At 67.1% G+C, this 13,175-nt stretch carries 11 protein-coding genes; 3 read left to right on the top strand and 8 right to left on the bottom strand.

Going from position 1 to position 13,175, the window contains the following annotated elements:
* Window positions 1-442 precede the first annotated feature (442 nt).
* Together OHA40_RS20255 and OHA40_RS20250 are read left to right on the top strand one after the other, a co-directional pair.
* Window positions 443-1,348: an IS5 family transposase gene (locus OHA40_RS20255; RefSeq protein WP_330228469.1), complete on the top strand. Its 906-nt coding sequence runs from the start codon at window positions 443-445 to the stop codon at window positions 1,346-1,348.
* Between the two features lie 82 nt (window positions 1,349-1,430).
* The gene (locus OHA40_RS20250; protein WP_442943767.1) at window positions 1,431-3,056 is read left to right on the top strand and encodes a dolichyl-phosphate-mannose--protein mannosyltransferase; all 1,626 of its coding nucleotides are present in this window, start codon (window positions 1,431-1,433) and stop codon (window positions 3,054-3,056) included.
* Window positions 3,057-3,407: 351 nt separating this feature from the next.
* Here the strand turns inward: OHA40_RS20250 and OHA40_RS20245 are convergent, their stop codons facing one another.
* Together OHA40_RS20245 and arcA are read right to left on the bottom strand one after the other, a co-directional pair.
* Window positions 3,408-3,767 (bottom strand): GntR family transcriptional regulator, encoded by a 360-nt coding sequence (locus OHA40_RS20245; protein ID WP_330228468.1) that lies wholly within the window; start codon window positions 3,765-3,767, stop codon window positions 3,408-3,410.
* A 7-nt stretch (window positions 3,768-3,774) separates the two neighbouring features.
* Window positions 3,775-5,064, bottom strand: a complete 1,290-nt coding sequence (arcA, locus tag OHA40_RS20240) for an arginine deiminase (RefSeq protein WP_330228467.1) — start codon at window positions 5,062-5,064, stop codon at window positions 3,775-3,777.
* A gap of 121 nt (window positions 5,065-5,185) precedes the next feature.
* On the opposite strand from arcA, the gene soxR reads away from it, so the two are divergent.
* The gene (soxR, locus tag OHA40_RS20235) at window positions 5,186-5,671 is read left to right on the top strand and encodes a redox-sensitive transcriptional activator SoxR (RefSeq protein ID WP_330228466.1); all 486 of its coding nucleotides are present in this window, start codon (window positions 5,186-5,188) and stop codon (window positions 5,669-5,671) included.
* Between the two features lie 126 nt (window positions 5,672-5,797).
* Here soxR and OHA40_RS20230 read toward each other — a convergent pair whose 3' ends face one another.
* From OHA40_RS20230 to OHA40_RS20205, 6 genes are all read right to left on the bottom strand, one after another.
* Entirely contained in the window at window positions 5,798-6,925 is a 1,128-nt protein-coding gene (locus tag OHA40_RS20230; RefSeq protein WP_330228465.1) for a glycosyltransferase, read from the bottom strand.
* A gap of 123 nt (window positions 6,926-7,048) precedes the next feature.
* Window positions 7,049-8,890, bottom strand: coding sequence for a putative bifunctional diguanylate cyclase/phosphodiesterase (locus OHA40_RS20225; RefSeq protein WP_330234288.1), 1,842 nt, complete (start codon window positions 8,888-8,890; stop codon window positions 7,049-7,051).
* Window positions 8,891-8,933: 43 nt separating this feature from the next.
* Window positions 8,934-11,069, bottom strand: coding sequence for an Rv1355c family protein (locus OHA40_RS20220; protein WP_330234287.1), 2,136 nt, complete (start codon window positions 11,067-11,069; stop codon window positions 8,934-8,936).
* Window positions 11,059-11,832, bottom strand: a complete 774-nt coding sequence (locus OHA40_RS20215; RefSeq protein WP_330228464.1) for a hypothetical protein — start codon at window positions 11,830-11,832, stop codon at window positions 11,059-11,061. Before OHA40_RS20215 ends, OHA40_RS20220 begins: the two co-directional genes overlap by 11 nt.
* Before the next feature lie 250 nt (window positions 11,833-12,082).
* Window positions 12,083-12,517 (bottom strand): effector binding domain-containing protein, encoded by a 435-nt coding sequence (locus tag OHA40_RS20210; protein ID WP_330228463.1) that lies wholly within the window; start codon window positions 12,515-12,517, stop codon window positions 12,083-12,085.
* Entirely contained in the window at window positions 12,517-12,957 is a 441-nt protein-coding gene (locus tag OHA40_RS20205; protein WP_330234286.1) for a GyrI-like domain-containing protein, read from the bottom strand. The genes OHA40_RS20210 and OHA40_RS20205 overlap by 1 nt, the downstream gene beginning before the upstream one ends.
* Between the last annotated feature and the right edge of the window lie 218 nt (window positions 12,958-13,175).

Below are 13,175 nucleotides of genomic sequence, written 5' to 3'. Positions count from 1 at the left end.
CGAGACCACAAGGCACGCACACAATCCACGTGGATACGGAAAATGCGCAACCACCGATCTCACCACGCAACAGCTGATCTCGAAAGTACATGGGTAACTCACCGGGTACGCCCAAAACTCGCACACCACCCAACGCAGGACCTGAACGCAATCCCCCCACCACCCGACCAGTACGGCCTAAAGACCCGGAGAGGCGGGTGAGCAACTCACCGGGTACGCCCAAAACTCGCACACCACCCAACGCAGGACCTGAACGCAAATCCCCCACCACCCCACTAGTACGGCCTAGGTTCTGTCTCGAAGTGAAGTGATGGGTGGCACCGCTGTGCGGTGCCACCCATCAGCATGTTCGGTGAAAGTTGTTGGCCGCTTTGGCATATGGGTGAGGTCTCCGGTATTTCGGGTTAGCGACCAAGCAAACCTGAATAGTCCCGGAGACCTCGTGCCCAGCGTAGCGGTGGCGGGGCGGGCGGATCTGACCGATGCCCAGTGGGCGCGGTTGGAGCCGTTGCTGCCTCGACCGAAGAAGGCGGGCCGCCCGCCGAAGTGGACGAAACGGCAGCTCATCGACGGGATCCGGTGGCGGACCCGGGCCGGGGTGCCATGGCGCGACGTTCCCGCCGAGTACGGGTCCTGGCAAGCGGTCTACGGATTGTTCCGACGCTGGCAGCGAGCCGGCGCGTGGGCGGCGATCGTGACATCGCTGCAGGTGCTGGCCGACGCGGCCGGGGTGATCGACTGGCAGGTCAGTGTGGACTCCACGATCGCTCGGGCCCACCAGCACGCTGCTGGTGGGCGCCGCGACAGCGACCGGCAGGCCGAACCGCCAGCCGGGCCTGGTGAACGCGAGCCGGCCGATCACGGGTTGGGGCGCTCTCGGGGTGGGTGGACCAGCAAGCTGCATCTGGCGTGTGAGCAGGGCTGCCGGGTGTTGTCGGTGCTGGTCACCGCGGGTCAGGCCGGTGACAGTCCTCAGTTCACGGCGGTGTTGGACGGTATCGCGGTGCCGAAACTCGGAGGCGGACGTCCGCGGGTGCGGCCGGTGCGGGTGTTGGCCGACAAGGCGTATTCCAGTCGCGGTAACCGGGAGTGGTTACGTCGTCACGGGATCAGAGCAACGATCCCGGTCCCGTCCGATCAGGCCGCGAACCGGCTGCGCCGCGGCCGGGCCGGTGGGCGGCCGCCGACGTTCGATCCGGTGATCTACCGTGACCGCAACGCTGTCGAACGCGGCATCAACCAGCTCAAACAGCATCGGGCCGTGGCCACCCGGTTCGACAAACTCGCCGTCCGCTACCAAGCCACGATCCACATCGCTGTCATCAACCAATGGCTTCGACACTCGTGAGACGACCGGCCACAGGCCAGCCCTCACCACTTCGAGACAGAACCTAGATACCCGGAGAGGCGGCACAGCATACGATCGGGGCGTGACTCAGGTGACCGACCAGCGCGCGACCGCACGGCTCGGGGCCGTGCCTTCCTGGTCGAGTCCCGCGCCGCTGCGGCCCTCACCCGACTTCGGGCCGACCGACCGGCTACGCGGCTGGCTGGTGACGGCGTTCCTCACCGCGATCGCCGCGGTGACGCGCTTCACGATGCTCAACTATCCGACCGACGCGGGCACCCCGGTGTTCGACGAGAAGCACTACGCCCCGCAGGCCTGGCAGATGCTCACCGGCGGCTGGGTGGAGGACAATCCCGGCTACGGGCTGGTGGTGCACCCGCCGGTCGGCAAGCAGGTCATCGCGATCGGCGAGGCGATGTTCGGCTACAACGGCTGGGGCTGGCGCTTCACCGCCGCGGTCGCAGGCACCGTGCTGGTGCTGCTGGTGATCCGGATCGTGCGCCGGATGGCGCGCTCCACCCTGATCGGCGCGATCGCGGGCATCCTGCTGATCGCCGATGGGGTCACCTTCGTCTCGTCGCGCATCGGCATGCTCGACATCTTCATGGCGCTGTTCGTGACCGCCGCCTTCGGCTGTCTCATCGTCGATCGTGACGAGGTCCGCGCCCGGATCGCCCGGGCGGACGCCGAGGGCCGGATCGGCGGGACGGACTGGGGGCCGCGCCTCGGTGTGCGCTGGTGGCGCTTCGGCGCGGGCGTGCTGCTCGGGCTGGCCTGCGGAACCAAGTGGTCCGGCATCTATTTCATTGCCGCCTTCGGTCTCCTGAGCGTCTACTTCGATCTCTCGGCGCGGCGGGCCTACCGGGTCCGCCGCCCGTGGCTCGGCGTTGCCGTGCGCGATATCGGCCCCGCGCTGTACGCCTTGGTGCTCGTGCCGCTCGGCGTCTATCTGGCCGGTTACTGGGCCTGGTTCGCCAGCGAGACCGGGGTGTACCGGTACATGCCGGGCAATCCATCGGCTCCGACGGACCCGATCGGCACCGGCGGATTCTGGTCGCACGTGGTGCCGGGCGCTCTGCGTTCGCTCTGGTATTTCAACGCGAGATCGCTGGAATTCCACACCGAGCTGACCAACTCGGCGGGCAACCATCACCCCTGGGAGTCCAAGCCCTGGACCTGGCCGATGGGCTTGCGCCCGATGCTGTACTACTACGCCGACAGCGGCGTCACCGGCTGTGGCCAGACCCAATGTGTGAAAGCCGTGATGCTGATCGGGACGCCCGCCCTCTGGTGGATCGCGGTTCCGGCGCTGGCCTGGATGCTGTGGCGCGGCCTGGTCCGCCGGGACTGGCGCTATGGCGCGGTGCTGGTCGGTTACGGTGCGGCACTGCTGCCCTGGTTCGCCACCCTCGATCGGCAGATGTACTACTTCTACGCCGTCCCGATGGCTCCGTTCCTGGTGATGGGTGTGGCGCTGGTGCTCGGCGACATCTTGGGCCCGGCGCGCCCGAGCCCGATACCACGCAGCCCCGTCGGCACATACCTCTCCGCGGCGCCGAGTGAACGGCGCACCCTCGGTCTGCTCGCGGTGTGTCTCTATCTCGGGCTCGTGATCGCCAACTTCATCTGGCTCTGGCCGATACTCACGGCCCTGCCGATCACACCGAGCAACTGGCACGACCACCTCTGGCTGCCCAGCTGGCGGTAGCTGTGTTTGATTTGCAATGCTCGGTCTCGCTACGCTCGAAAACGGGAGTCGGGCCCAGTGGTCACGCAATGCGGAAACCACAGCACCTATGCTCGCCGACACCCCTGTGGGCTAGCGACCGCTACTGGCGGCTTCGTCGCAGACACGGCAGCCACTCAGACGCGAGCCCGACCGCGAACGAACAACGCTCGGTCTCGCTGCGCTCGAAAACGGGAGTCGGGCCTTGTGGTTGCGTGAGGCGGCAGCTGCGGCACCAGGTGTGGGGTGCCGATCCTGAGAGCAGGCCGCTGGGACCGCATCGATGTGCAGCGAGATTCGGATCGCGCGGGTACGGAGCGCCGCCGCTGCTCGTCAGGACTCCAGCGCCGCCTGCACGTATCGCAGAGCGGCGGCGTCGTCCAACCCCAATCGGCGCACCGTCGCGACGTATGCGGTGGCCGCCCGGCCCGCCACGTCCCGGGTCGGGTCACCCGACGACCCGATGAACGATCCCTGCCTGCCCCGGGTTTCGACCACTCCGTCGGCCTCCAGCTCGCGGTACGCCCGCGCCACCGTGTTCGGGGCCAGGCCGAGCTGGGCGGCCAGTGCGCGGACGGTCGGGATCTTGGTTCCGGCTGTCAGCCCGCCGGACCGCACCTGGGCGATGATGCCGAGGCGCAGCTGCTCGTAGGGCGGCACGGGCGACTCGTGCGACACCGTGATGGTGAACATGGCGTACTCACACATCGTCTCGGGACAGCGGACAGGACAGGCAGCGGGGGCCGCCTCGTCCGGAACCCAATTCGGAACCGGGGATGCGCAGCACCTCGATGCCCGCGTCTTCCAGTCTGGCGTTCGTCATCTCGTTGCGCTCGTAGGCCACCACCACGCCGGGGGCGAGGGCGAGAGTGTTGTTGCCGTCGTCCCACTGCTCGCGTTCGGCCGTGACCCCGTCCAGCCCGGTGTCGATCACCCGCAGCTTGCCGATGCCCATCGCGTCGGCGGCGGCGGGCAGAAACGGATCGGGGCCGCGCATGCTGACCCGGCCGCTTCCCTGCCGTCCGCCGTAGTCGTCCTCCTTGTGAATCGTGAACGCGCACAGCGAGTCGCGCACCGCCGGGTACATCACGACGGCGTCGGCGTCGACCATGGTGCACACCGTGTCCAGGTGCATGGTCGCGCGGGTCTGCGCGATCGGCAGCACCAGCACGGTGTGTGCGAGATCGTCGTCGAACAGGCTGCGGGCCAACGCTTCCGCACCCGCGGGCGAGGTGCGTTCCCCGACGCCCACCGCGACCACGCCCTCGGACAGCAACAGCACGTCACCGCCCTCGATCGGAGCGGTGTGCGATTCGTAGGCACGCCGCACCCCGAGGAAGCGGGGGTGGAAGGCGTAGATGAGATCGGTCAGCGAGGTCTCTCGGCTCCGAGCGGGCAGTGCGAGCGAGGTGATCGCGACGCGCGGACCGACCCAGAACGAGGAATCCCTGGTGAACAGCAGATTGGGCAGCGGATCGATGACGAAGTCCGCGCCGTGGTGCATGCGCCGGACCAGCGAGGTGGTGTTCGGCCCGAACGGCAGTTCGTCGAACGTCATGCCCGTCATCAGGAGTTCGGACAGTTCCCTGGCCGGCACGCCGCGCAGGAAGGCGGCCAACTCGTCGGCCAGCGCGTGCCCGAGCCTGCGTGCGTCGACCGCCGCCGAGATGCCCTGGATGCGTGCGGCGCCGCTGACCGCGAGCGTCTCGGCCAGCAGGTCCGACAGCAACAGCACCTCGGTGCCGCGCTCGCGCAGGACGTCGGCGAAGGTGTCGTGCTCCTGCTGCGCGCGTTCCACCCATGGGATGCCGTCGAACAGCAGCTGATCGTTGTTGCGCGGCGTCAGCCTGCGCAGCTCGTTGCCGGGCCGGTGCAAGAGCACCGTGCGCAACGAACCGACTTCAGAGGTCACCGCGAGGCGCGCATCGTCCGGCTCGGGTCCCTGCGCCCCTGGACTCTCGCGCCGCGCGGACACAGCATCTGCTCCCATGATCAGACCGTAGTTCGCCGCGGCCCGGAGAGCACGAAATTTGCCGATCACCCGTGCCGCCGAATCCGCCCTCGGCTCACCCTAACCTGAAGTATTGTTGAGGGTGATTGGAGGAGTGTGCATGTCGACAGCCGATTGGCGGGCGAAAGAGCTGACCCCCGGCCAGCTCTCCGAGCGTAGTGGAGTAGCGGTCTCCGCGTTGCACTTCTACGAACGCGAAGGGCTCATCACCAGCAGACGCACCAGCGGGAATCAGCGGAGATACACCCGCGAGACGTTGCGCCGGGTTGCCTTCATCCGCATCTCGCAGCGCGTCGGCATACCGCTGAGCGAGATCAGGGCCGCCCTCGATCAGCTGCCCGAGGGCCGTACCCCCACCCGGCGGGACTGGGAGACCCTGTCGACCGTCTGGCGCGCCGACCTCGACGACCGGATCACTCAGCTGATTCGCCTCCGCGACAACCTCACTGGCTGCATCGGCTGCGGCTGCCTCTCGCTGGGCAGCTGCCGCCTGGTCAACGAGCACGACCGGCTCGGCGCCGAAGGCCCCGGCGCCCGCGTACTCGACGTGCACCTCAACTGCCCGTCGAAACCAGCAGCCTGCTGAACCGGGCGGACATGACCGCGTCCGGGCTGCCGAGTTCGGCGCACACCTGCTCGGCAAAGTCCCGCATCGCTCGACGGCGGGATTTCAGTGCCTCGGCCGCCGCGACGCGGGAAGTCCAGCGGACGCTCAGCGGCCTAGCACTGCGAGCATCCCAGCCACGGCCCGCGGCCAGGTGAACTGCTCGGCACGGCTGCGCGCGGCTCGGCGCCGTCCGGCTTGCGGCATGGCCAGCACGTCGGTCACCGCCTGCGCGAAGGCCGACGGATGGTCGGCGGCGACCGCGCCGCAGTCGGCGGTCAGGATGTCGGCCAGTGCCGAGGACCGGCTCGCCACGACCGGCGTACCCGCCGCGAGCGCCTCCAGCGCGGCCAGCCCGAACGTCTCGTGCGGGCCCGGCGCCAGCGAGACATCCGCAGTGGCAAGCAGTTTCGCGACCATTGCCCGGTCGGAGATGAAACCGGTGAAATGCACGGCGGGCACCCCGCCCGGCAGTTCGGGCAGCATCCGCGCCCGCCGCTGTAACGCATCCCGGCGCGGACCGTCTCCCGCCACCACCAAGCGGGCCTCGATGCCCGCTGCACGCAGCGCGCCGACCGCCTCGATGCTGCGATCCACCCGCTTTTCCACCGACAACCGGCCGCAGTGCACCAGCAGCGGATGTCCGGGCACCCCGAGATCCGCCCGCAGCCTGCGATCGCGCCGCCGCGGGCTGAACAGCTCCAGATCCACCCCCAGCGGGACTAGTTCCACGTTCGAAGCACCGATCCGCAGGAACTCCTCCCGGGCGAATCGGGTGGTGCACACGACCATGTCGTATTCGGTGGCGGTATGCCGGTTGGCCACGTCCGCGCAGCGGCGCGCCACCGGACCGGGCAGCACCTGGCCGAGCAGCCGGTCGAGCCGCTCGTGCGAGATCATCACGCCGGTCACGTCGCGCCGCCGCGCCCAGCGACCGAAACCGCGCAGCGTCAGCCGGTCGGACACCTCCAGTACGTCGGGCCGCAGCCCTGCCAGTACGTCGGCCACCCGGCGCGGGTCCGCGGCCCGGTAACCGCCGGTCCACGGAATGGCCAAAGCCGGCAGCGTAATCCGCACCACCCCGGTGGGCAGGATCTCCTCCGACCGTCGCGGACCCGGCACGATCAGCACCACTTCGTGTCCGGCGGCGGCATATCCCTCACCCAGGTGGTGCAGCGCGGTGCGCAGCCCGCCCGAACGCGGGCCGTAGAAGTTCGCCAGCTGAACTATGCGCACGCGCCGATCGTGCAGCGGATCGGGTTACCTGCGCCGAATGACGCGTGAACAGCCGTGAAAGAACAGATAACGGGATTCGACCCGGACCACCACCATGGCGTGGTTGCTCTCGGCAACAGCGATTCAGTGCGCGGGCAGCCCGCGACCGGCTCGGGGAAGATCGAGGTCGAGCGGAATCCGGCCGGCCGCGAGATGGGATTCGACCTGTTCGGCCGGCATCGGCCGCGCGATCAGAAAACCCTGTGCGCGGTAGCACCCGAGACCGACCAGGGTGCGCGCGGCCACCGCCGTCTCCACGCCCTCGCCGACGACGCCCAGCCCGAACGAACCGGCTAGGCCGATAATGGATTTCACGATGGCGAGATCGTCGGTGCTGGCGCCGAGACGCTGGACGAAGCCGCGATCGATCTTCACCGCGTCCACCGGCAGCGCTTTGAGATGCGACAGCGAGCTGTACCCGGTGCCGAAGTCGTCGATGGCGATCTGCACGCCCATTCGCTTCAGTCCGCGCAAGGTGACCTGGGTCCTGGCCAGATCCTGGACGACGACGTGCTCGGTGATCTCGAGACACACCGAGCTTCCGTCGATGCCGAACAGCCGGAGGATGTCTTCGATGCGCTCGACGAAATCGAGGCTGACCAATTGCACCGGCGACACGTTGATCCGCATTACGACATTCCCCGCCATGCCGCGACGACGCCACTCCGCGAACTGCGCACACGCCGACCGAATCACCCAGCGCCCCAGCTCACCGGCCAGGTTGGTGGCCTCGGCCACGGTGACGAACGCGGCGGGCGGCAACAACCCCCTGGTCGGGTGCAACCATCGCACCAGCGCCTCCAGCGCGACGATGCGGCCGGTGCGCAGGTCGACCTCGGGCTGATAGTGCAGCAACAGCGAGCCGTCCGACACCGCGCCGCGCAAATTGAGCTCCACATCGTCCTGGAGCTCGAATTGGGCGCGCATGGCGTCGGTGAACACCGCGACTCCGTTGCCACCGCCCGACTTCGCCGACAGCAGCGCATGATCGGCGCGGCGCAGCACATCGGCGACGGTGGTTTCACCGGGAATGCCGAGCGCGACTCCCACGCTGGCACCCCGACTGACAGACTCGCCGCCGACGGTGACGCGCCGGGCGATCAACTGCTGGATGCGGTTGGCCTCGTACTCTGCGGCCACCGCGTCCATGGGTTTGGCGGGAACGATGACGAATTCGTCGCCGCCCAGTCTGGCGATCATGTCGTTCGGGTCCAGATTCTCCCGCAGCCGAGTCGAGAGCGTGCGAATGAAGTTGTCCCCGGCTGTGTGACCGAGGAAATCGTTGAGTGCTTTCAAGCGATCCAGGTCGAGGAAAAACGCCGCCACCGGGCCGGGGCTGCCTGCGCGTAGTCGGTCCTCCATATGCTCGAGCAACGCACGTCGATTCGCGAGGCCGGTCAAATCGTCGTGCAGCGCGATATACCGGAGCCGCTCCTCCGCGACCACCCGCGCCTGCAATTGCGCGAAGAGCGCCGCGATTGCCTTCAGCACGTTGAGTTCGCGAGTGCTCCATTCTCTATCGCCCGCTTTGACGAACCCGAGCGCGCCGGTCGGCTCGCCCCTGGACAGCAGCGGCACGGCGGCCGAGGTGACCCCCGGGATGCCGGACGCCCGGCGCACGGTCTCCTGGTAATCGGCGAACTGCGGGGTCGGACGCGCGATCAGCGGCTCGGTCGCGTTTTCCAGCGCACGAAACACCGGGTCGGCGCCATCGAAGTAGATCACGCCGAGCGGATCCGGGTCGGGCACGTTCTGCCGGTGCGGCCACTCCGCGATGAGCACGGTTGCTCGACGTTCGCGGTCGGTGTGTCGCACATAACTGAAGTCCACGTCGAAGTACTCGACCAATTGAGCGAGCACTCGCTCGGTGGCGGCGACCATGGTCGTGGCGTCCACACCCATGAGCTCGGAGGCGACCTGAGTCACCAATGAGTCGAGTGTCCGCCGTGGCACATTGTCTCCGATCGCGTTAACTACTGGTGTCCACGCCGAGCACCGGACGCCGCCTACTGCGTACGGTGGCGGCGGAGGCGTAGCTCAGGCGAAGCACCAACGCCATGGTCTCATGCTCAGGCACTTCCAGCAGGTTCAGGAAACGACGCTGAAGTGACGCTAGTGTATCCGCGAAGTCGGGGGAAATCGCGGTAAGTTCGCCCGGGCGTCGGGCATACAGGTATACCGGTGAAATCGGTTGCACACACAATCCGAGGTGTTCGGCCTGCACCCAAACCTGCGCGACCGCCGCGCCCGCCTCCGCATAGTGGCGCAACCCGGGGCCGGCGGCGTCGAATGTCACGGCCAGAATGGCGGAGCTGGACCGCACCCGGTCGCCGGTGTATTTTCCCAGAGCCGCACCGCCCGACCAGGATCGCAGCTGCGCCATGACGTCGGCGCGAGTGGTTATCTCGAACGCCGCCCACTCGTCGTCGGTGAGTTCGAGGCTCCGGGCATCGATCCCGGTGTCCGGATCGTCGTCCGGCCACCGCACTTCGGCGAGCATTTCCTCGTATAAACGGGGCGTGAGATAGCGAATTCGATCAGAATCACCCAGCAAACGCGCAGCTTCTTCGATTTTCGGACGATCCACCACCGCGCGCAGATGTGCACCAACCGATTCGGCGACCGCGGCAAGGGAATCCAGTACGCCGTCGGCGAGCGGGGCGCCGGTACCGACCCGGCGATTGGTCGCGCGGCGCAGCACCCGGGGATAGTCGGCGGCCAGTTCCGTATTCCGGTCGCCGCCCAGCAGGAGGCGCGCGACGAGCTCGCCGGACCCCGGAGCACCCTCGATGAACTCGTACGGGCCGAGGATGCCGTGCGCGGCCGCGGCGACCCGCGCGTTGTACAGGGCCGCGCCGAGCGCGACGGCGCTGCCGCGATAGCCGACATCCATCGCGGAGCTGTACTCCGGCGCCAGCTCGATATGGATGTCGCTCGCCCCCACGCGCAGCGACCATGGCTGCATGTTTCCGCCGGACGGCGCCCGCTGTGCGCAGGCCAGCACGCTGTCGACGGGCCCGGCGACCGATTCGGACGTCACCTCGGCCCACGCCGGTTCGTCGGCCGCCGGTGGATCGGCCAACTCGTCGAGATGCCGTTCCACATCCACCCGGACGCGGCCGGAATCCAGCTTCATGCCCAAGCCGATGCGCCGCACCGCGGCGACCGCACTCGCGGCGCCGAGGGTGACGTCGCCGCCCAGCTGCGGCCAGCTGGTCACCGTCTCCCCGACTTCGACCATGCTCGCGCCGAGCCGCGGCGACAACCCTGCGGTGCCGAGCAGCTTCACCACGAACGGCGCCTTCTCCCTCGGCGTCAGACCGCGCAGATCCGCGGCACGAATGTCGCCGAGCAAACCGTGAAATGCCGGGCGCTGCGGTTCGCGATCGAAACGCTCGACATCCAGCAAACCGCGGTCGCTCGTCTCCATGAGCAACGGAATGCGGTGCCGCGCCGCCGCCTCACGGATCACGAGCTTCATATCGAGAGAATCACATTCCTCGACGACGACCGACAGACCGTCCAGGAACGCGTCCACCGAATTCTCGTCGACTCCCGCAATGAAGATTTCCACCGGCAGATAGGGATCCAGTTCGGCAATACGCCGTGCGGTCACGACCGCTTTGTTGATGCCGATGTCGAACAGCGTTCCCGGAACCCGATTGAGATTGGACAACTCGATTTCGTCCAGATCGGCCAAACGCAACCCGCCGCAAACACCTTCGAGTGCGAGCAGATGCGCAATCGAGTGTCCGGCGCTTTGTCCGATGATCCCGATCGTAGTTTCGGCCAGCCGATCCTGTTCCGCTCTGGTGAGTTTGTTCCGGTTGCGATCCAGCCGAATCATTCGGAATGTTCGCCTGCCCGGCAATCCGATCACCGCGGCGCGCCACGGATAGTAGATCCACCGATCCGCCTCGGGGCCCTCCGAAATATCCGGTGCGGCAACCATTTTGCCGAGTTCAGCACGCAGCAACTCGCGCAGGTCGGTGAATTCGATGCGTGGATCGTCGCGCAGCGCGGCGAGAGTTCGGGCGTCGGCCGGATCGGCCCGATCGAGGATCAGTGGCCGGTGCAGCGCAACTCGGGTGCGATCACAGGCCATGTCCACGCCGATCCTCCGCTCCCCGCCCGGTCCCATACGGCGCATCGGGTGGCCGAGGGGGCGGTATGCCGAGCACGTCCTGCTCGGCTTGCACCAGTGACCGCTGCGATTCCTCGGCAAATGCCGTATACGACCGGGTATCCCACCACAGCGGAACCGTCTGGTAGCGCTCATCGGGATACGGAACCGCCGGGATCCCCTCGGCGGGGACGGCACCGCAGGACTGGTGCCTGCGCACGGTGAACGACGCCACCGTGGCGAAACCGTAGCGCGCGCCGAGTAGGCGCGCGCCGTGCAGCACCGTGCGCGAAATCGCGGCGCTCAGTTCGCCCCGGTGGGGCGCAGAACGGGCGACCCACGCACCCTTGGCTTCGATCACACCTTCGGGTATCCGATCGGCAATCATCCGGCGCAACTGCTCCGCCCCGGGATGACCCGCCCATTCGACCAGCGCGTGCGCCTGTCGCGCAGCGGTGTACGGTCCCTGCATCCGCACGCCGGCGACCATCTCGCCGCTCGCGTCGAGCGCCGCGAAGACCAACGCGGTCGACCGACCGTCGGCGACCGCCTCGTATTCGAGGGCGTGTTCGACCCCGAAGCGCCGGTAAACCTCCAGCGCACCATCGAGATACCCGTGCCAGAGCGTCGGCTGAACACTCGGTTCGGCGACAAAGAACGCACACTCGGATTGCGCGTCGTAATACCGAAACACTCCCCGCCCAAGGGAGTTCGTCGGCACGACTGCAATCAGATCCACAGTCATGTTGTCCCTACTCCATCGCCGCGCTGTTATGCGCGATAGCCCAGCCTCATGTAGCACCCCCACGGCCCATGAGCCGAGATGAAGTTGCCCAGGGCAGTATCCGTCATCCGACAGGAATTGACCAGCCGTCCGGCTAACTTTCCGAAAACTCTACGGTACATGCGATGTTTTCGCAGGTCAGAGGCACTGCACTCAATATCGGAAATAACGAAGAGACCAGTCGGTTCTGCTGTAGCTATCGACCAGCAAGCTAGACGAGGATGGAAATGAACAGTTCCACGGACTCCGGTCCGTGCCAGATCTCGATCTCTTCACGGTAGGCACGGGTGATCTCGGCCGACGCCGTCGCGTCGTCGACCTGCGCCCATACGTCCTCCACCGGATCGTGATAGTCGCCATTCGGCGCGAAGCGCGCGTAGACACCTTTCGGCACTCGTACCAGGACGTCGCCTACCGGCACGGCATCGGCGGAGGGGTACTCGAAGCACACCACCGCGTTGTAGTTCCCGGCCGGATCCGGCACGTACACCGTGTACATCGGACGATCCTCGCCCGCACGGTCGCGCAATCGGTCCTTGAGGAACTCGATCAGGTCACTGTTGCTGACCTTGAAGCTCGGACGCACCCTCGGGACGACCAACCCGCCGTAGATCGCCTCGGCTCGCACCACGATCGCATAGCTCATCACGCGTCGACCGCCAGGTAGAGATCGATCTTGTAGGCGTGCGGGTAACACTCGAAATCGCCGGTATAGGTCCGTTTGATCTGGTTGTGTTCCTCGGCGTACGCGATCTGCGTCCATAGGTCGGTCATCACCTGCGGGAAATTACCGACCGAAGAGAACCGCGCGTAGGCGCCGCGCGGCAGCCGGGCGACCAGGTGACCGCGGGTGACGTCGTCGAAGGACGCGCACTGATAGCCGACGATCTGCGTGTTATAGGTGCCGAGCTCCCCGGTGTAATCGGTGTAGGCGCTGGCCAGCGGTCCGCCGAGCTCCTGGTGCAGCACGGCAGCCCAGGCGGCCTCCAGGTCGCGGTCACGCAGTTCTCCGAGCGCACGCTTTGGGCTGCGCACCGGCAGCCCGGCAACCCATATCTCGTCCCGCTCGACGATTTCAAACTGCATGGAAGACTCTTTCGAATGAAGCCGGGGGTGAGCTACCCGCATCCGGTCGGTCGGAACCGCCATGCTACCAACCCGGACCGAGTGGTACCGATCACATGTCCGGCTCGATATCCCCCTCACCACGCCGCTGAACTGGACAGATGTCCGACGATATCGGTCCGGGACGGACAGATCGGCTATGAACAACTCATGTGATGCATAGTGGGCATAATCGTCCG

Source organism: Nocardia sp. NBC_00508 (assembly GCF_036346875.1).
Lineage (GTDB): Bacteria > Actinomycetota > Actinomycetes > Mycobacteriales > Mycobacteriaceae > Nocardia.
The sequence above is the reverse complement of the archived record's forward strand: the minus strand, read 5'-3'. Positions and strand labels throughout refer to the sequence as shown.

Bases quoted from the DNA above. Each gene is read 5' to 3' on its own strand.
- OHA40_RS20210 (WP_330228463.1), bottom strand. From the start codon at position 12,517: ATGAGCTATGCGATCGTGGTGCGAGCCGAGGCGATCTACGGCGGGTTG.
- OHA40_RS20205 (WP_330234286.1), bottom strand. From the start codon at position 12,957: ATGCAGTTTGAAATCGTCGAGCGGGACGAGATATGGGTTGCCGGGCTG.
- arcA (WP_330228467.1), bottom strand. From the start codon at position 5,064: ATGGGAGCAGATGCTGTGTCCGCGCGGCGCGAGAGTCCAGGGGCGCAG.
- OHA40_RS20215 (WP_330228464.1), bottom strand. From the start codon at position 11,832: ATGACTGTGGATCTGATTGCAGTCGTGCCGACGAACTCCCTTGGGCGG.
- OHA40_RS20220 (WP_330234287.1), bottom strand. From the start codon at position 11,069: ATGGCCTGTGATCGCACCCGAGTTGCGCTGCACCGGCCACTGATCCTC.
- soxR (WP_330228466.1), top strand. From the start codon at position 5,186: ATGTCGACAGCCGATTGGCGGGCGAAAGAGCTGACCCCCGGCCAGCTC.
- OHA40_RS20245 (WP_330228468.1), bottom strand. From the start codon at position 3,767: ATGTTCACCATCACGGTGTCGCACGAGTCGCCCGTGCCGCCCTACGAG.